The sequence below is a fragment of the Pseudomonas sp. MAG002Y genome, from assembly GCF_019400845.1.
GTDB lineage: Bacteria > Pseudomonadota > Gammaproteobacteria > Pseudomonadales > Pseudomonadaceae > Chryseomonas > Chryseomonas luteola.
This window is the reverse complement of sequence record NZ_WOEJ01000006.1, coordinates 279,549-296,618: the sequence shown is the minus strand read 5'-3', so window position 1 is coordinate 296,618 and position 17,070 is coordinate 279,549. Positions and strand designations below refer to the sequence as shown.

At 53.2% G+C, this 17,070-nt stretch carries 17 protein-coding genes; 5 read left to right on the top strand and 12 right to left on the bottom strand.

Annotated features, from left to right (window positions below; translation table 11 throughout):
• The first annotated feature begins 231 nt into the window (after window positions 1-231).
• The gene (locus tag GM154_RS11295) at window positions 232-1,353 is read left to right on the top strand and encodes an alkene reductase (protein WP_219652282.1); all 1,122 of its coding nucleotides are present in this window, start codon (window positions 232-234) and stop codon (window positions 1,351-1,353) included.
• A 100-nt stretch (window positions 1,354-1,453) separates the two neighbouring features.
• A complete protein-coding gene (locus GM154_RS11290) occupies window positions 1,454-1,759 on the top strand; it encodes a helix-turn-helix transcriptional regulator (RefSeq protein WP_010798560.1) in 306 nt (101 codons plus the stop codon).
• Window positions 1,760-2,231: 472 nt separating this feature from the next.
• On the opposite strand, the gene GM154_RS11285 is transcribed toward GM154_RS11290, so the two are convergent.
• Complete coding sequence (locus GM154_RS11285) at window positions 2,232-2,822, bottom strand: DUF4142 domain-containing protein (protein WP_258019809.1); 591 nt, start codon at window positions 2,820-2,822, stop codon at window positions 2,232-2,234.
• A 271-nt stretch (window positions 2,823-3,093) separates the two neighbouring features.
• Between GM154_RS11285 and GM154_RS11280 the strand changes: the two genes are divergently transcribed.
• Window positions 3,094-3,528 carry a DNA methylase gene (locus GM154_RS11280; protein WP_219652281.1) on the top strand — a complete coding sequence of 145 codons (435 nt, stop codon included), beginning with the start codon at window positions 3,094-3,096 and terminating at the stop codon, window positions 3,526-3,528.
• A 90-nt stretch (window positions 3,529-3,618) separates the two neighbouring features.
• On the opposite strand, the gene GM154_RS11275 is transcribed toward GM154_RS11280, so the two are convergent.
• Together GM154_RS11275 and GM154_RS11270 are read right to left on the bottom strand one after the other, a co-directional pair.
• Window positions 3,619-4,170: an ATP-dependent Clp protease proteolytic subunit gene (locus GM154_RS11275; RefSeq protein ID WP_219652280.1), complete on the bottom strand. Its 552-nt coding sequence runs from the start codon at window positions 4,168-4,170 to the stop codon at window positions 3,619-3,621.
• Window positions 4,171-4,406: 236 nt separating this feature from the next.
• The gene (locus GM154_RS11270; protein WP_219652279.1) at window positions 4,407-7,112 is read right to left on the bottom strand and encodes a glycoside hydrolase family 3 protein; all 2,706 of its coding nucleotides are present in this window, start codon (window positions 7,110-7,112) and stop codon (window positions 4,407-4,409) included.
• Window positions 7,113-7,356: 244 nt separating this feature from the next.
• On the opposite strand from GM154_RS11270, the gene GM154_RS11265 reads away from it, so the two are divergent.
• The gene (locus GM154_RS11265; RefSeq protein WP_219652278.1) at window positions 7,357-7,962 is read left to right on the top strand and encodes a TetR/AcrR family transcriptional regulator; all 606 of its coding nucleotides are present in this window, start codon (window positions 7,357-7,359) and stop codon (window positions 7,960-7,962) included.
• 30 nt (window positions 7,963-7,992) lie between these two features.
• On the opposite strand, the gene GM154_RS11260 is transcribed toward GM154_RS11265, so the two are convergent.
• From GM154_RS11260 to GM154_RS11220, 9 genes are all read right to left on the bottom strand, one after another.
• A complete protein-coding gene (locus tag GM154_RS11260; RefSeq protein WP_219652277.1) occupies window positions 7,993-8,634 on the bottom strand; it encodes an FMN-binding negative transcriptional regulator in 642 nt (213 codons plus the stop codon).
• 109 nt (window positions 8,635-8,743) lie between these two features.
• On the bottom strand, window positions 8,744-9,367 hold the full coding sequence (locus tag GM154_RS11255; RefSeq protein WP_219652276.1) for a glutathione S-transferase family protein: 624 nt from the start codon (window positions 9,365-9,367) through the stop codon (window positions 8,744-8,746).
• A 61-nt stretch (window positions 9,368-9,428) separates the two neighbouring features.
• Window positions 9,429-9,761, bottom strand: a complete 333-nt coding sequence (locus GM154_RS11250) for a hypothetical protein (RefSeq protein ID WP_074825673.1) — start codon at window positions 9,759-9,761, stop codon at window positions 9,429-9,431.
• 193 nt (window positions 9,762-9,954) lie between these two features.
• Window positions 9,955-10,368, bottom strand: coding sequence for a response regulator (locus GM154_RS11245; RefSeq protein WP_219652275.1), 414 nt, complete (start codon window positions 10,366-10,368; stop codon window positions 9,955-9,957).
• Window positions 10,369-10,626: 258 nt separating this feature from the next.
• The gene (locus tag GM154_RS11240) at window positions 10,627-10,965 is read right to left on the bottom strand and encodes a YdbL family protein (RefSeq protein ID WP_219652274.1); all 339 of its coding nucleotides are present in this window, start codon (window positions 10,963-10,965) and stop codon (window positions 10,627-10,629) included.
• Between the two features lie 10 nt (window positions 10,966-10,975).
• Window positions 10,976-11,167, bottom strand: a complete 192-nt coding sequence (locus GM154_RS11235) for a YnbE family lipoprotein (protein WP_010798549.1) — start codon at window positions 11,165-11,167, stop codon at window positions 10,976-10,978.
• A complete protein-coding gene (locus GM154_RS11230) occupies window positions 11,167-13,773 on the bottom strand; it encodes a YdbH domain-containing protein (RefSeq protein ID WP_219652273.1) in 2,607 nt (868 codons plus the stop codon). Before GM154_RS11230 ends, GM154_RS11235 begins: the two co-directional genes overlap by 1 nt.
• Before the next feature lie 198 nt (window positions 13,774-13,971).
• Entirely contained in the window at window positions 13,972-15,273 is a 1,302-nt protein-coding gene (locus GM154_RS11225; RefSeq protein ID WP_073450705.1) for an SLC13 family permease, read from the bottom strand.
• 32 nt (window positions 15,274-15,305) lie between these two features.
• Window positions 15,306-16,130, bottom strand: coding sequence for an amidohydrolase (locus GM154_RS11220; RefSeq protein ID WP_074825678.1), 825 nt, complete (start codon window positions 16,128-16,130; stop codon window positions 15,306-15,308).
• Between the two features lie 167 nt (window positions 16,131-16,297).
• On the opposite strand from GM154_RS11220, the gene GM154_RS11215 reads away from it, so the two are divergent.
• The gene (locus GM154_RS11215; RefSeq protein WP_074825680.1) at window positions 16,298-17,035 is read left to right on the top strand and encodes a GntR family transcriptional regulator; all 738 of its coding nucleotides are present in this window, start codon (window positions 16,298-16,300) and stop codon (window positions 17,033-17,035) included.
• The last annotated feature ends 35 nt before the right edge of the window (window positions 17,036-17,070 follow it).

The following is a 17,070-nucleotide window of genomic DNA, read 5'->3' as shown; positions in this document are numbered from 1 at the left end:
TTTTTAATCAAGCATCACCGAGCGCAGGTACTTTTCGTATAGAGCCTAGAGTAGTTATTCAAGGAGTAAAGCCAGCGCACTAGACATCCTGATATTGAAATTTATAAATACGATGCGTAAAGTAGTTACTTCATCTGCTCATGGTTGCCATTCTGTAGATTCACTTGGGCAGCCGTGAGCTTAGGCTTTTGACGAAGCGTCACATTTATTCGTTGATATTGAAGTATTTAAATGAGCAAATCCATACTGCAAACTACCACGCTAGGCCCTTATACACTTAAGAGTCGCATTGTATTACCGCCATTGACTCGTTCGCGTAGCACCCAGCCAGGCAACATACCCAACACGCTAATGGCAACCTATTACCAGCAGCGGGCTAGCGCAGGGTTCATGGTCACTGAGGGAACACAGATCGAGCCTCGTGGCCAAGGTTATGCCTGGACGCCGGGCATATACTCACCTGAGCAGATCGAGGGATGGCGACTGGTAACCGACGCGGTGCATAAGGCAGGCGGTATTATCTTCGCTCAGCTCTGGCATGTAGGCCGTGTATCGCATACATCGTTGCAGCCAGAAGGGGCCGCGCCTGTTGCGCCCTCAGCCATAGCCGCTGAGAACGTCAGCGTATTCATCGAAACCGGCCCTGGGACTGGAGTCCTCAGTGCACCTTCAACGCCTCGTGAGCTCAGTACGGCTGAGGTAAAAGAGCTGGTCCAGTTTTACGCGCAGGCAGCCCGTAATGCATTGGACGCTGGTTTCGACGGAATTGAAATACACGCCGCCAATGGATATCTGATCAATCAGTTTATCTCGGCGCACAGTAACCAGCGTACCGATGAGTATGGCGGTTCGCTGCACAATCGTTTGCGTTTCCTGCGGGAAGTTACCGAAGCAGTTGCTGCAGTGGTTGGCAAGGATCGAATGGGCGTGCGTTTTGCTCCGCTCTTTGAGACAACGGATGAGGCGCGGGTGTATCTGGGGCTGGTTGAGGAAAATCCTCAGGAAACCTACCTGGAAGCCATTAAAGTGCTTCAAGATGTAGGAGTAGCCTACCTGTCAATTGCCGAGGCAGACTGGGATAACGCACCAGAGCTTCCCGATGATTTCCGCAAGGCGGTCCGCAACACGTTTAAGGGCCGTATCATCTATGCGGGACGCTATACGTTGGAGCGTGCGGAGCGAGTATTAAAGGCCGGGTGGGGCGATCTGATTGCGTTTGGCCGTCCTTTTATTGCCAACCCCGATCTGCCTGAACGGATTGCCAATGATTGGCCGTGGACTCCAGTGGATCCTGCCACGATGTATGGGGGCACAGAGGTCGGCTACATAGACTATTCTCGATACGAGTCCTGAGAAATTGTTCAAATACCCCTTGGTAAAAATGCCAAGGGGTTCCGCTGTGATAACATTGACTGGCTGTTTACTATAAAGGAACCGTTACCGGATACCAGCAATGAGTATCGATGTCAGCTTGGCGCTTAAAGCGCTCGATAATCCTACCCGTCTCAAGATCCTGAATTGGCTGAAAGAGCCTCGCCGGCACTTTCCAAGCCAGGAAGTTGATCCTGAAACCACTGGGGTATGTGTAAGTATTATCCAGGACAAAGCTGGGCTTTCCCAACCTACGGTTTCGCTGTACTTGAGCACCTTGCAGCGCGCCCAGCTGGTTACCTCTCAGCGTATAGGTCCTTGGACATACTACAAGCGTAACGAGGCGAGCATTGCCTTATTGAAGGAGGCGCTAGGCGAGTTGATCTGATCACGAAGGGCCTGTGTAATCCGTAAGACCTCGCGCCTGATTGCAGCTATGCAAGCCTAGTAGACTGGCCTTTGCGTCTTTATTGATGTTGTCTTCGCGCTATTCAGAGCGCCTTCCTTAAATGCATGTTTGGCCTGCATGCGCTCCTGGTTATCCATAACACCTTAAGTAGAATCCCTTCTTCCGTGGCATTGTCCTGGCGCTGCATTAGAAGCGCTTTGCTAACAGCTATCATATTTACCTGATACGTTTTGCTCTGCATTGCTGTCGCAGGCTAAAAAGATGGTTACCTATGGTACTGAGAAGCCCTTTACAGAAATGTTTCCTGATTGTGTATTCACATCGTTTTAAGAAGACCAGCCGGGCTGCACAATTACATTCCTCAGAGAATCGGTGTTGTAGCAAACAGTTATGGGACATGCTCAAGAATAAAAAAGGCAGCCCTAGGGCTGCCTTTTGTTAGCGTATGCCATTATTTCTTTTCGGCATATTTGCTCTGTAGCGTTTTGGCATGCTCAAGGTGCGCTTCCAGTTTAGGCAGTGCAGCCTGCGCCAGCGCCTTCAGCTCCGGATCCTTGCTGGTATTGGCTTCGTTACGGAAGATTTCGATAGTCTGCTCGTGGGCGACGACCTGATTGTTGGCATAGGCAGCGTCAAACGACTCATCGCGTACCTGAAGGATCATTTTCTTGGCCATATCCATCAGTTTGGCGTTATCAGCGACTTCCAGTTTCTTCTGTTGGGCCAGTTGCTGGAGTTGCTCATTCATCTTGGTATGATCATCGATCATTGACTGAGCAAAGGTCTTGACGTCTTGGGACTGGCTCTTTTCAAGCGCCAGCTTGGCTGTTTCAATCTCAGCAATGCCTTTGGCCGAAGCATCGTCTACGAAATCTTCAGGCGACATGGCCTCAGCTTTCTTGGTATCAGCCGACTGTGCATGGCCGGAGGTGCCGTGTGTGCTATCAGCATGGGTAGCGTTTTGGGCAAAGGCAGTCGCCGTGCCCATTGACAGCAAAAGGGCGCACGTGAAGGCAAATTTTTTAGGCAGTGCTGGGCTCATGGTGATTCTCCTGATCTAGCTTTAAAAAACACCGGATCGCTTGGTGTGCCTGGCGAGGCAGCACTAGCAATTAGTCTCATCTCCGATGATGCTGGGCTTATATAGCCTACTGGTTGTGACTGACATCCCAATCGAGTTGTTCCCAATCCCAAGCAGATCCATGCAAACACTTGTAAAAACGTGTCTCGATATTGACCGTATAAGGCCTCCATGATGGACCGTACCTGTCTGATGCCAGTCGCAAGAAGGTAAGGCTGAAGAAGGCGTCGAGATGAAAAGCGAGATTTCAGCTAAGGAGCTGGGACTGGATCTATATAGTGGAGATGAGAAAGCGCTGTTTGGCTGGTTTCTGGCCAGTTATCTGTTTGGCAAGCGTATTTCGCAAACGATTGCCGCTCAGACATGGCGTTTGATGTTCAAGTCTCACGGCCATGATACGCCGCTAAAAGTATTGGCGTGTGGTTGGCACGGCTTGGTAAGGCTGTTACGGGAGGGGCGTTACACGCGCTATGACGAGTCTACCGCCACGCGACTACTGGAGGTATGCCAGAAACTTCAAGCTGAATACGGCGGTAGCATCATGGATATCAAAAATAAAAGCGGAAGTCGTTCGGATTTCGAAAAGCGCCTGCTAGCCTTCAAGGGCGTCGGGCCAAAGACGTTGGAAATCTTCATGCGAGACGCTGGCCCTGTTCTGTTCCACTAACGAAAAGCGCAAAAAACGTGTCTGATCGCCCTCTTGTGGTAACCAGGAGCGATCTATTGAACCGCGCCTGGTTGCATGCAGTGAAACCTCTTATAGATGAATACAGCTGTGCACGGCTTCAACAGGCATGGCGACGTCATCCATGGCGTGGATCATGCCTGTAGCCAACGCTGCTTCAGGGTTAAGGATACGGGGAGAAGCCTTCAGATAATTACGAATGTCCATTCGCTCGCTCGCACCCGCAGTGCGCTCCATGACGATGTCAGCATAGAGGTCCAGGTCATAATCCAGACTCATGGCATATTCAGACATCCGCGCATGGTCAATTGCCCCATGCAAGCTCCAGTGAAATGGATGAATCAGAAACTTGCTGTGGCGACAGGCTGTGCGGTGGCGTCCCGCCAGGAACAGAATGTTACCCATGGACTCGACGGTCCCGAGGTTGTGCGTATGGACCGGAATCGGAAGCGATACCAGGAAATTGTACATTGAGAAGCCGTAGCTGCAGTCGCCACCCATGGTCGCAATCTTTATGAGCAGGCTAGAGGCGTCCTGCTGCAGGGCAACGGAGCATTTCTCGATCAGCTGACCACACGTAGTTGAGTTGATGGGGCCAGTGAAATTGATAACGTGTGTGGTCATGATGGGTACGACTCAAGGATTGGGTCTGCGATATTGGCAGCGGCTACTACCTAATAAGCAGATCGGCATTCTTGGGCAATCCTTGAGCGTTCATGACAGCAGGTAGGCTACCTGGAACGTTATTGGTTTCTTGAGGCCGACCATCTTGATTTTTAGCGATGGAATTTCTGATCAAGCTTCCATCCTCAACAAAAAAAGGCGCCTGTGCGGCGCCTTTTTCCTGTTGCGGGATTAACTCAATACGCCTGTGAGGTATCGACCTGTACGGCCTTCTGCATCTTCGGTGGCAGCGGGTTGCTAGTATTGGTTGGCAGCGACTGTTGGTACAGGTTGGTCAGCATACCGTCCAACGGCAGGTTATCCGAAGAGTCGCCTACAGAGATCATGTAACGACCAGCATCAGCAAGCCAATTCCATGTGTTCACATCGAAGTAGGCCAGCGAACGCGCGTCCAGCTGAACGGTGACCTGCTTGGACTGGCCGGCTTTCAGGAACACTTTAGTAAAGCCTTTTAGCTCTTTCTTCGGACGGTCGATCATTGCCTTTTTGGGGCTGACATAAACCTGGGCTGTTTCATAGCCATCCTTATTGCCGGTGTTGGTGACGGTAAAGGTGACGTCGATGGTTGAACCAGGTGTCAGCGACTTCGGACCAATCTTCAGGTCAGAGAAGCTGAACGTGGTATATGACAGACCGAAACCAAACGGGAAGAGTGGCTTGGTACGCTGCTTATCCAACCCACGATATCCCATGTATACACCTTCCGAATATGTCATCTCGGTCTGGGCATTGTCACCCACGTACAAATCCGGATTCGGGTAACTGGCATAGGCAGGGTTATCCTGGATACGCTTTTCGATCGAGATCGGCAGCTTGGCAGAGGGGTTGGTATCGCCAAACAAGATTTCCGCCAGGGCCTGACCGCCCAACTGACCAGGATACCAGGCATGTAATACGGCCTTGGACTTCTTCACCCAGGGCTCAAGGTTCATGCCGCCACCGCCATGCAGCACAACGATAGTGTTGCGGTTGGCCTTGATGACATTCTGGATAAGATCGCTCTGGTACTCAGGCAGATCGAATCCATGATCCGATGCTTCGCCTTCGTACTCGCTGTTGAAGCCTACGGCTACCATGACAGCGTCATATTGGCTCAGGTCTTTAGGCGCAGCCAGCGACGCCCAGCTCATCTGCAGACCATACAGGCTACCCGACGTTGGAATATAGTGATCGTTGACGCGGCTATATTCGAGCTTGATGTCGTAGGTCTGGCCGGCTTTGAGGTTATATGCCTTGCCCGAGTGAGAGATTGAGTCCGCCAGGTCGTTGGACAATGGCTTGCCATCGAAGTCGATGACCAGCTTGTTGTCTACCCATAGCTTATAAGCGCCATCACCACGTACCTTGAATACCTGGTCGCCATTGACGGTCGGTTTGATTTTGCCGGTAAAGCGGGCCGAGAAATTATCCTGGTCCGGGCTGAAGCCATCAATGGTAGTGACGCCATTGGCCGTGACGTTCTGTGCCTTCAGGAAATCCCAGTTTATACCGGGTTCAATACGCTTGACGGCGGGCTCGCCCGAGAAGTTTGGATTGTTGAAGTATTCAGCTGTCAGACCTGCTACGGTCTCGGTGGAGCCGGTGCTATCACTGGAGGTATACCATTCCGACGTTTGCGGGTCGAGAGACAGCGCCTGGATATAGGTGATCTGGCTTTGATCCTGAGCCAGTTGCTGCAGGCCTTGCAGCTCGGTGGTATAGGTATTGGCGGCAGACCAACCGGTACCGAAGGGGTAGGGTGGGCGCTGCTTGGCGATATCACCAATCACAGCAATGCGTGCGGTTTTTGGCAGCGGCAGCAGGTTATTGGAAGAGCCTTTTGCTTTCTCGTTCTGTAGCAGAACGATGCCCTGCCGGGCCATATCAAGGGACGTGCTCAGGCTGCGCGGATCGTTGCCTATGTGAGATGCGGTCGGCAGGCCTTTGTCAAAGCCAAAGCCAATCATGGCGCGCAGGTTACGACGGACCTTCTCGTCGATCACTGACACCGGTAACTGACCACTCCACACGTACGGCATCAGAACGGATTCGTTCATCTGTAGGCCGCTGGGCATGTCCAGATCAGCACCAGCCATCGCCGCCTTGTAGCCGTTCTGGATGGAGTTGAAGTCGCTAACAACGAAACCTTTGAAACCCCATTCGCCCTTGAGCATGTCAGCGATCATGCTGTGGCTTTCGCAGGCATAATCGCCGTTGATCTTGTTGAAACCGCACATGATCGACGCAGGGTTGGCATTCTTGACCAGAGACTCGAAGCCGGGCAGGTAGATTTCACGCAGGGTGCGATTGTCGACCTTCACATTCAGGTAATGGCGGTTGGCCTCCTGCTCGTTCGCGACAAAATGCTTGGCACCTGTCCAGATACCTTGAGCTTCGATGCCATTGGCGACAGCTGGAGCTAGCACGGCACCCAGGAAGGGATCTTCGCCGGTCAGGTGCTCAGCAGAGCGGCCATTGTAAGGCGTACGGTACATGTTGAGGCCGGGAGAGAGCAGTTGCTGTCCGCCCGATGCGCGAGTGTCGTAGCCAATAGCTAGACCGTAGGTTTTAGCCAGGTCCACGTTCCAGGTTGCTGCCAGCGCGGACTGGGCAGGGTACTGCACCCCGAACATGGTGCCTTCAACGGTTACGCCAAGAGAGGAATCGCGGGCTAGAGTGCCCGGCAAGCCAAACTTCGGCATGGCACGCATCATGTAGCCGTTATCGATATTGATGTAGCTGATTTTGTCCGACAGGGACATCTGGGACAGGATCGACTCGACTCTGCTTTCGACTTCCGGACCTTGCTTGAGGGGGGCAGCCCAGGCGCAGCTGGCACTTGCCAAGGCTACGGCTAGCAAGGATCTGCTGGCCACAGGAAAAACACGAGTAGGTTTCTGCATGTTGGTGGGGTCCATCCTAGGATTTACGTAATCAGCGTGAGGCTGATCTCATTTGGAAAATGAAGGGCGCTTAAAATAACCGTACTGTTCAGTTTAGTTATTGGACAAGTTCACACTTTTGAAAGCAAGGCGCTATTACTTTGCTTTTATATGGTGGCCTATGAGTATTAAAACGCTATTAAGTTTCCTGGTGTGACGATCTGCCTTAGCATGGCAGGATTATGATGGTGATCATGGACACAGGATGAGAACGAAAAGCCCAAGCAAACGCCGCGAAATAGTGGACGTTGCCTCGAAGGTTTTTATGGAGTTGGGTTTTGATCAGACATCCATGTCTGAAATTGCCAGCCGCGTAGGCGGTTCAAAAGCGACGCTCTACAACTATTTCAGTTCCAAGGAAGAGCTGTTTGCCGAATGTATCCGCGCCAATGCTGCCAAGCATTTTGAGCCAATATTTGCGCACCTTCCGCTAGACGACGATTTGCCCGAGATGCTGGAGCGGTTTGGTAATGAATATGTCCAGACCATTATTCGACCCGAAATCATGCAGGGCCGACGCCTGGTGCAATCGAGTGCCGGAAACAGCCAGGTAGGGCTTATCTACTATGAGAACGGACCCAAGATTGGCTGGTCTCGAATGGCAGAGGTGCTCCGTAACGCCATGGATAACGGTGTATTGGAACCTTCTGATCCTTGGGTAGCGGCGCTACATCTCAAGGCTTTGCTGGAGGCCGAGTTCCATGAGCAGGCTATGCTGGCGTTAGAGCCCGGCATTGACCCGAGCCTGATCGGCCCCGCCGTGCAAAGGGCGGTAGCCTTCTTTCTAAAGGGGTATCGTCCGCAGACGTAACCTGCCGCTTTTTAGGGGGAGGGTTTAGGCTTATTCTGGTGAAGTGCGGAGCATTTCGGTTGCTGCTTCGGTGGCCTGAGGTGTAGATTCACGGTGTAGGCCTTGAAGTATGCCTTTACGGTCCGCTTCGCTGCGGTTCTGGCTCATCTTCCATTTTCCTTCCAAGCGGGAAACGTGGATTTCTATACCGACAATTCGAGACAATTGCTCGTCAATGAAGTCGGCTGGCGCATCGGTCATTCTCCAAGACGTGTCCTGAGTAGCCTCATGTGCACGGGTCAGGCGAGCCACAAGGCCTCTGACCCATTGGGCATCGTCTCTGACCTTGATCCGTCCGTAGGCATGTACGGTGGCATAGTTATAAGTCGGCACGACCCGGTGCGTTTCAAGTTTACTGGCATACCAGGAAGGTGAAATATAGGCGCTTGGCCCCTGGAAGATGACAAGCGTTTCGTCATGACCATTAAGCGCTTCCTGCCAGAGCTGGCTGGCACGCGCCACATGAGCCTTGAGAATGCCTAGACCCGTCTCCTCGCTTTCCAGCAAAAAAGGAAGATGTTCGGCAGACAAACCATGACTTCCCTGTATAACCAAGGCACCCAACGGGTGCTCCTTGACGAAGCGATGCAGAACGGCTGGGTCCGTTTCCTTGAAAGGGGGCGGAAGGTACATGCGCAAGGCTCCGTCAGAGAATCAACGTAACCTTAACGGTATGCCTCCAGAGACAACCATATACAGAACGCAGCAGATTGGACATTACAGTTATGAGGTCCGTGCTGTATTACGGAATGCCATTCCTACCATAGACCAGAAAACCGGAGCGCTCAGCCAGCCGATCATAATAAGTGTTCAAGGCGGGTAGGTGGGGATGTGTTACAGGCGTTTCGAACCATCGGCTCACAGAAAGACCGATCGGAATGTCCGCAAGCGAAAAGACTTCACCTGCTACATAACCCTGGGTTTTCTGAAGCTGGGCGTCAAGTATGGCCATACATGCTGACCATTGGCGATGACTCTGGCTGATTTGTTCTGGATCCTGATGGCTGGATAACCGTCTAACCAGCGCTTGGAAGGCATAGCTCCAGGAGGGGTTCAGCGTAGAGGCCTGCCAGTCGATCCACTGATCAATGATGGCGCGAGCCTTACTCTCCACCGGATATAGAGCCTCTCCATTATAGTGGTTCGCCAGATAGCGAATGATTGAATTCGATTCCCACAAGACGAACCCATTGTCCTGGATAACCGGGACCATGGCGTTGGGATTCAGAGTTAGAAAGTTCGGATCATCCGTTGGCCTGAACCCTGTGCCCCACTCTTCAAGAATGAAGGGAATGCCAAGCTCTTCGCACGTCCACATGACCTTGCGAACATTGATCGATGTCGCCTTTCCCAGAACCGTCAGCATAGTATTCCCCTTTAGAGGTTACTGCTGATTCTACCCATTGCCTGAAATGGTTGGGTATTTCTCAGGACGTCAATGTTTCAAACCAGCCTGCATAGGGCGTGTTGGCAACTTGTCGGCGGTTATAGTCGGGCGCTCCGTCTGTCCACCACACAGGCCCACGCTCACCTAAAGCGCGCTTGGCTTCATCGACCCGGTGGCGAGCCTGCTGTTCAGCCGCTTTGTCGTGGTTGCGCTTCGCTTGGCCCACCTCTCTGCGCGCCGTCATCAGCTCGTGGGTAAGCACCTTGCGTTGCGCCTCTGGAAGTGCAGGATTGGTGCATCGCCAGAGTTGACCACGTACCACGAAATAGCGGCCATCAGGCGTAACGGGGTAGGGAGGCGTATCAATACTCATAGGTCCGCATATATGCCCGTGAAGATTGTTTAGAGCGTTGAGCGAGCAGGCGTATTTGCCCGAAAGGCGCTAGGAAAACAGCAGCGCAAGCTGACCTATGGCGAACACGGAGCATGCTTCATGGATAGTGGTTTAATCGTGTGCCGCAGCGGGTTGATCAACTAGAGGTGTTGTTCAACCCGTTCAAGAAGGGTCAGGTGCTGGGAGTCGCAGAGTACGCAACACCCGTAACCATATCGATTAGCTGGCCGATCGACCACGGTTTGGGCAGAAACCTGACCTTGTACTTGATGCTGGCGGTGGCTGGCGTGTCATAACCGGACATTACGATGATCGGGATATGAGGCCATGTAGCGCCTACATGATTGGCAAGTTGGGCACCGTCCATCGAGCCTGGCATACGGATGTCGGTGATCAGCAGGTCGATATCTGCCGCCTTGTCCTGCAGAAGGGCATGAGCCGCGTCGGCCGACTCTGCGGTCATGACGTTGAAGCCCTCGCCATCCAGAAGCTCACGGACGAATTCCCGAATCACTTCCTCATCTTCTACAACGAGAACAGTGGAGGGGGTGCGGTTGGTACCTTGTGTCGATTGTTGACTATACATATGTCAGTGCTTTTCCAGATATCTGCCAGAAGCCGTCGTCAAACGGATGTACTCGGAGGACTCGGCGTATTCCCTATGTGGTTCGAAGAAATGGACATAAAGAGAGTGATTAAGTGCCAGCCGGAGTCATGATATTGGCGAATTTGTTGTATCCGTACAGGCTTGGCCAAAGCGTTAGGCCTGGATCTGGACGAGTAGCTTACAAGTAAGCAGATGTAGAAAAGCCAGCAAGATGCTGGCTTTTCATGCAGGTACCGTTTATTTTCTGACCCACTTTCCATTGAGCTGGATGTATTGCCCCGCGGGTGTCTTCTCGATCGCCTTCTTGCCGGCGATGGCTTCTACATCACCCAGCTGGATGCCATTTTGCTGAGCCAGACGCTGGTACTCATCGCGGCGGGCCTGATTGATCAGATTGGCAATTTCGGTGCCTTGGCTGCTCCCGTCAACCGCGCCCAAGTAGCCATTGGGTTGTTCGCCCACCTGGCCACTTGCCTTGGCATGGCTCAGGGTGGCCATCGCCTCGTTGAGGCTCATGGCCCAGGCGGGACTGGTGAAAAGCAAGGCCAGCATCAAACTGGCAACACGGATTCGCATGGCTGGCTCCTTAGAATAGACCGCTGTTTTCGCTGAGAACGTTATCCAGTGCCTTGTCTACTTTGATGTAGATTTCATGCTGGATTTTTACGTTCAGGTTGATGTTGATCGGCTCGTTTGGAACCGCGACCTGTACGGTAGGTGTACAGGCTGCTGTCAGAAGGCATAAAAGCAATATGCCGAATAGTGGGCGCAACCCCATCAGGGCTTCTCCTCGGTTTTGGGGCCAGTTTGATCACGACGCAGGCGTTCCTGCACACGACGTTGAATGGTGTCGCTGACTCGGTCAGTCAGTTGCAGACTGGTCAGTAGTTGCGGAATGTTTTCTTCAAGGTTGATTCCAAAGTTGAACGCTCGTCCCTTTTCAATATCAGGGTTGCGGCCCTCCAGGCGGAGTGAAAGCATCAGTGTACCGTCTTCACGGTAATCAACGCCGCTACGCAGTACCTCGTAATGGAAATCGTCGAGCGCATCGGCTACCAGTTTCATCCCGGGATTGCTCCGCCCCAGCGCTTTGATTCGATCCGAGCGGAAGCGTAGCACGCCTGCTCCACGTGCGCCGACAACGCCTTGCTCGACGCGAATACCCTGGCGCGTCCAGTGCAGGGGTAACTGCCCGTCAATTATACCTTCGCCGCTGAGCCCCTCGGTCGGGTAGGCTTCCAATAGTGAAGCGACTTGCAGACCTGAGAGATGCACCGGCAGCGCAAGTGTGAAGTCGCCCAGGTTGCCTTGGCCTGGCGGTATCCACAGGCGACCTCCCAATATGGCCGTTTGAGCCTGTTGCCAGGACAGCGTGCCGGCCAGTGGATCATCCAGCCGAGCGCGATAGGCGCCGCTCAATTCAAGAGGACCTAGAGTAAACCCTGGGTTAAGGCTATCGGCTCTGAACGCAGGCAACGCTACGCTCAGCTGATCGTTATTCAAATCAAGCGCAACCTTTGCAACAACGCCATTCATTTCCAGACGATCGTAAATGCCGCCCAGACCTTGAGCATCCAGATCAATATGCAGGTTCATGTCGCCTTGTTGAGGGATACGAAGGGAAAGCTGACCGTCAAGACGTCCCGTATTGAATTCCAGCAAGGCCGGCCAGGCGGTAAATGTGGCTGCAAAGGGATTTCCAGCCCGCATGAATAATGTGTCCAGTGTGCCTTCTAGGACGAACGACTGACCAGGAGACTGACGAAGCCGGGTCTTGAGGCTGAGGCCTGTATCGGTCTTAAGTGTACCATTTAGACCTAGCGCCCGATCCGTCAACTCAAGCTGTCCATCCCAGTTCCATTTGGCAGCTTTGAGCTGCGGGTGAGCAATGCGCTTGGTCTCGAGCTGAGTGTTGCCCTTCAATGTGAAATGCACGTCCTGCTGATCGTCCAGCCGCCCCATCAGGTTGAGCTCAGGCGAAGTTGCAGATACGTTGTCCAGGCGTGTCCCCGAAGTACCGCTACCGATGTCCAGCTGGCGCGCACCTAGCATGATATTGGATAAGGTCAGCTCAGCATTGCGCTGATCCATCTTCCCTTGCGCCTTTAGTTTGACGTCGAGAGTGTGAACGGCAACGCCGGATTGCTTAAAGTTTGGAACGGTTCCATGCAGATCAAGCCCATCCACCTGGAGACGCCAGGGGGCCTGAGTAGCAACCTTAAGGCGTCCCTTCAGGTCCAGAGCCGCTTCGCCACGGGAGGTTAGGGTAAAGTCGAGGGGGAGCAGCACGTCCGGCTGATCAATAGATGCCGGTGTCTGCGCCCGGATATGGAGTTGGTCGGGTCGTATACCCTGCGGGAGTTGGAGCTGCCAAGGTTGGTTCCTTACTGCAAGTTGCAGATCGGCTTGCAGGGCTCGAGGCATTACATAGCCGTGATCCACTGTAGCATCCACGCTGGCATCGCCTTGAAGTGATCCCAGTCCTGGCACCGGCCAGGCTTGGGGTAAATGCGCATCAAGCCGAATACTGCCTTGTGCATTAAGCAGGGACTGGAGGTCGTCAATTGTGTTAGGTAGGGACAACTGCCAGTTACCTTGTACTCGAAGAGCACCCGGCAGGGATTCAGCGTTCACGGCAGGCATTGGCCACCACTGGTTGATCCAGTCCAGAACCCAGGGGCCTTCATTAAAGGCAGGAATCAGGAGGTCACCGCCCCAAGCCACTCCGTCGCCGTGGGGCGTTAGCGCAGTCCGTAGCACAAGCCTTGGCTGATCATCAATGGCAAGGTTGGCTGTCAGGCGCGGTGCCTCTGGTGTGCCCTCAAGCAAGGCCAGGGTTTGTAATGTGCGCCCCTCATGACGAAGCGTGAGCTCCAGGCTGAGGGGCAAGGCCTGGTTGTTTGCCTGGCTTGCACTCAAGGAGCCTTCCAACCTGCACTGGCCTTGTGCGCAGGGCAGAGACAACGTGAAATCAGGTGCATCCAGACGATCGGGTAGCCATGTCGGTATGGCGAGAGGAGCGTCAAGGTGCAGAGGGTCAATAGGCTCACCGCTGGTACCGTTTGGAATAGCAGCCAGCGCGAGCTCAAAGTGATCGATCCTGAGATGACGCCCGGTCCACTCAAACATCAGTGGCCCGGTGTTGAGTGACTGCTCTGTACCATCTTTATCGGCTTGGACAAGCGATAGGCTCTGTAACCCTATCGAGTGAGTATTCAGATACAGCCCTTGTAGATTCCAGTGTGTAATACCCAGCGAGCGAATCAACAACGCAAAGCCGAGCGAACCGGATGCCAGCAATAACAGGAAAACTACACTGGCCCAGCCTAAACGCCGAAACCAGCGTAGGGCGCGAGAAGAATTGACGTTAGACAGTGGACTCACCGCTCGAGTACAGGCTCGACGTTAGAGTGAAGCGTCTAAACCACTGAATCAACCCTGGTGCCTTCGTTTTGCATTAAATGCTTATTTTTTCTTAGTAATACCAGCCCGTTATAAAGCAACCAAACTACTATGACACTTCTGTAATCAAGGCGAAAAAGCCCCGGGTGTTTAACCCGGGGCTTGGCGAACACGCCAATGTTACAAGCAGAATGTTAAAACAAAGTTGAACACCAGGGCGGCGATGAAGCCGAGTGGCGCTGCCTTGAACAGGAGCTTGGGAAAGAGAGCAGAGCGGCTTTGTTCAGTGGGGCATGAGCCCAGCAGCAGGCTTCCACCGGAAGAGAAAGGCGAAATAGAGGTTGCCTGTGCCCCCGCCACGATGCAGATGAAAATGATCATCGGATCAATGGACAGGTTAGCGGCAATTGCGGGCACGATCGGGAAGAGCGCAGGTGTTACCACGCCCAATGTACTTGAGAACAAGGACATCAGCGCTGCGACTACACCAAAAGCAACAGGTACCAGGACGGCCGGTATATTGGCGCTGATCCAGGATGCCAGGAGATCAACCGTGCCGGCCTTGATCGCAACCGAGATCAGCATACCCACGCCACAGATCATGATGATGGTGGACCAGGGGAGCGTAGCCATGACCTTGCGCTCATCGCCCAGCTTGAGCAGCAGTGCAATCACGGAGAAAACACTGGCGATCAGACCAATATCCATCTTCGAGTTGATAAAGCTGATCGTGTCATTCTGCGGGAAGACAAGGTGGGCGATAGGAGCTAGCAAGACAAGCCCCATCATTAGAAGGGTCAGCCACAGCGTGGTTTTCTGATCTTTCGTGAACGGCGTAGGTGCACTGATGTTGAACGCAGCCTCCCGCATGGATTGTTTGTGCCCGCTGAACAAGAGAAACCCGGTGATGACCAGCAAAGGAATCACGATCGTACTGGCGAAAATACCAAAACTGTTTATAAAGGCGGTTTCTTCCGGAATTCCCGCATTCACCATCAGGCTGCGGAAAATGATCCCGCTTTGGCTGGAAACAAAATTGGCCCCTCCGAGGGCTCCGTAGTTCACCGCCATCGCGCCCACGATGAGACTCATGCCCGTACGTTCACACAACAGCAACGTGATCGGCGCCATGAAGGCCAGTACGGTATAGTAACCCGCGCCTAAGGCAGCAATCAGGGCGGCAGTAACAAAGACGGCGTAGGGCAGCAGATAGGGTACTTTTCTGCAGCTGTACAGCAAATGCTCCGACAGTTTTTCCAAGGTGCCGTTAACGATGGCAAAACTGTAGAACAGGCATACCGAGAAAATGATAAAGAAGATTTTGAGTGGCCAGAGGTTGATGACCTCCGACGGACTCATACCCATCACAAACGAGCCGATCAGGTAAGCGAAGGCGATAGCAAACAGGCCGATATTGATCCGGGTCTTGTACCCGAGAACAATGGCAACGGCAATCGCCGTCACGACGAGCAGACTCATCATAATTGTCTTTCCTTGTTGTTATTGTCTGGTTTTCAGGGCTTGAACTTGAACAGTCTGGCCGGGTTGTCCACCAGCACTTTCCTTCTTTCCAGCGCATCCGGGAGGAGGGAGGTCATTATTGAAAACTGGGCATCATAATCGGTCTGGTCCTCGAAGCGGGTATGAGGCCAATCGCTACCCCATAACAGTTGATCAGAGTGCCCATAGGCGTTGCGCAATATATCAACCATCTGGGTGGCTTGCTCTAGACTGGCCTTGCTTCGATAGGTGGCGGACAGCTTGACCCATATAGCCGAGTCAGGCAGGAGCGACAGGAAGGCCTGATGCTCTGGCGTTTCAGGATCTATACAGCCGGCGGGCAAGCCGAAGTGGTCGATGACAACATTGACCCCTGCATCCAATAGCGTTGGAACGATAAGGCAGAGGTCTTCCATGGCACGCTGGATTTCGACCGACCAGTTTCGGTCGGCCATCTTCTTGAAAAAGGTTTGCCACCGTGGCTGTGAGTAATCCTCCAGCGGAAGCCCGACCAGGTTCAGTCTTACACCCACTACTCCTGCCTTTTCCAATTCATTGAGTTCGGCGTCACTGACTTCGGGATTGACTACCGCTGTCCCACGTAACCGTTCCGGATAAACCCGCAGCGCACCTACCATGAAGTTATTGTTGGTCCCCAGGAAGCTGGGCTGTACCAACACGCCATGGGAAAGCCCGCAATGCTCCAGATGAGCCAGATAGCTTTCCACAAGGGCATCGTAGTCAGGGCTGTAGCGGCGGTTTTCGGTCAGGGGAAGGTCACGGGAAAAAATATGTGCATGTGTATCGATACCCGTGATAGGCATATATGGCTGAGACATGGACACTACCCTTGTTGTGTTTTTGGCAAAGGTCACCACCGCCCTTGCCCATAAACATATATTCATCTATATGAATAGAGGAACGTATAGCGATGCGTGTTGGCTGTCAATGCATCGCCCGGCGGTGCTCGTGGTAAAGTAGGTCTACCAGTCGTTTGGATGACGATATGAACAACGCAAAGCTGGGACAGGATGAGCGTTTACCGCTCTATCAACGGTTGAGTGATGAAATACTGGCCAGGATTGCGTCAGGTGAATGGTTGCCAGGCCAGTCGATCCCCACCGAGGCTGAACTGACCAAGCTCTATGGCGTTGCCATCGGGACGGTGAGAAAGGCAGTGGATACGCTGGTGAGCGAGGGCTTGCTCGAACGAAGCCAGGGCAGGGGGACGTTTGTTCGTCGGCCAAGCTTCAATGCCTCATTCTTTCGTTTTTTTCGCCAGATAGATTCGTCCGGTAGCCAGGCTGTGCCGACCAGTCAGGTACTCAGCCGCACGCTCGAGCAGCCTCCTCAGGCCGTGATCCATGCACTAATCCTCAAGAAGCATGAGCAGGTAGTACATCTGGAGCGCGTCCGTGTCATCGAGGGGCAGCGGAAATTCTATGAGGATATCTGGCTTCCCGGCTCGAAGTTTTCCAGGCTTCTAGACGTAGACCCGGGCAGGTTCGGCAATCTGCTTTATCCCTTTTACGAGCAGCAATGCGGCCAGCATGTCGCATCAGCGCAGGAAACGCTGACGGTGGAATCGGCTTCGGCTGAAACGGCTCGGATTCTGGAAATCGAGGAGGGCAAACCGGTTGTCGTGATCGAGCGTATCGCGCTGGGCTATGACCGGCTTCCCATCGAGTACAGAGTGTCTCGGGGTGCGGCAGAAGGCTTTCGTTACCAGGTCGAGATAACCTAAAGAGTCACTTTAAAATCGGCCGTTTCCAATAACTA

Coding starts and splice junctions, on each gene's coding strand:
- GM154_RS11295 (WP_219652282.1), top strand. CDS start 232: ATGAGCAAATCCATACTGCAAACTACCACGCTAGGCCCTTATACACTT.
- GM154_RS11290 (WP_010798560.1), top strand. CDS start 1,454: ATGAGTATCGATGTCAGCTTGGCGCTTAAAGCGCTCGATAATCCTACC.
- GM154_RS11285 (WP_258019809.1), bottom strand. CDS start 2,822: ATGAGCCCAGCACTGCCTAAAAAATTTGCCTTCACGTGCGCCCTTTTG.
- GM154_RS11280 (WP_219652281.1), top strand. CDS start 3,094: ATGAAAAGCGAGATTTCAGCTAAGGAGCTGGGACTGGATCTATATAGT.
- GM154_RS11275 (WP_219652280.1), bottom strand. CDS start 4,170: ATGACCACACACGTTATCAATTTCACTGGCCCCATCAACTCAACTACG.
- GM154_RS11270 (WP_219652279.1), bottom strand. CDS start 7,112: ATGCAGAAACCTACTCGTGTTTTTCCTGTGGCCAGCAGATCCTTGCTA.
- GM154_RS11265 (WP_219652278.1), top strand. CDS start 7,357: ATGAGAACGAAAAGCCCAAGCAAACGCCGCGAAATAGTGGACGTTGCC.
- GM154_RS11260 (WP_219652277.1), bottom strand. CDS start 8,634: ATGTACCTTCCGCCCCCTTTCAAGGAAACGGACCCAGCCGTTCTGCAT.
- GM154_RS11255 (WP_219652276.1), bottom strand. CDS start 9,367: ATGCTGACGGTTCTGGGAAAGGCGACATCGATCAATGTTCGCAAGGTC.
- GM154_RS11250 (WP_074825673.1), bottom strand. CDS start 9,761: ATGAGTATTGATACGCCTCCCTACCCCGTTACGCCTGATGGCCGCTAT.
- GM154_RS11245 (WP_219652275.1), bottom strand. CDS start 10,368: ATGTATAGTCAACAATCGACACAAGGTACCAACCGCACCCCCTCCACT.
- GM154_RS11240 (WP_219652274.1), bottom strand. CDS start 10,965: ATGCGAATCCGTGTTGCCAGTTTGATGCTGGCCTTGCTTTTCACCAGT.
- GM154_RS11235 (WP_010798549.1), bottom strand. CDS start 11,167: ATGGGGTTGCGCCCACTATTCGGCATATTGCTTTTATGCCTTCTGACA.
- GM154_RS11225 (WP_073450705.1), bottom strand. CDS start 15,273: ATGATGAGTCTGCTCGTCGTGACGGCGATTGCCGTTGCCATTGTTCTC.
- GM154_RS11220 (WP_074825678.1), bottom strand. CDS start 16,130: ATGTCTCAGCCATATATGCCTATCACGGGTATCGATACACATGCACAT.
- GM154_RS11215 (WP_074825680.1), top strand. CDS start 16,298: ATGAACAACGCAAAGCTGGGACAGGATGAGCGTTTACCGCTCTATCAA.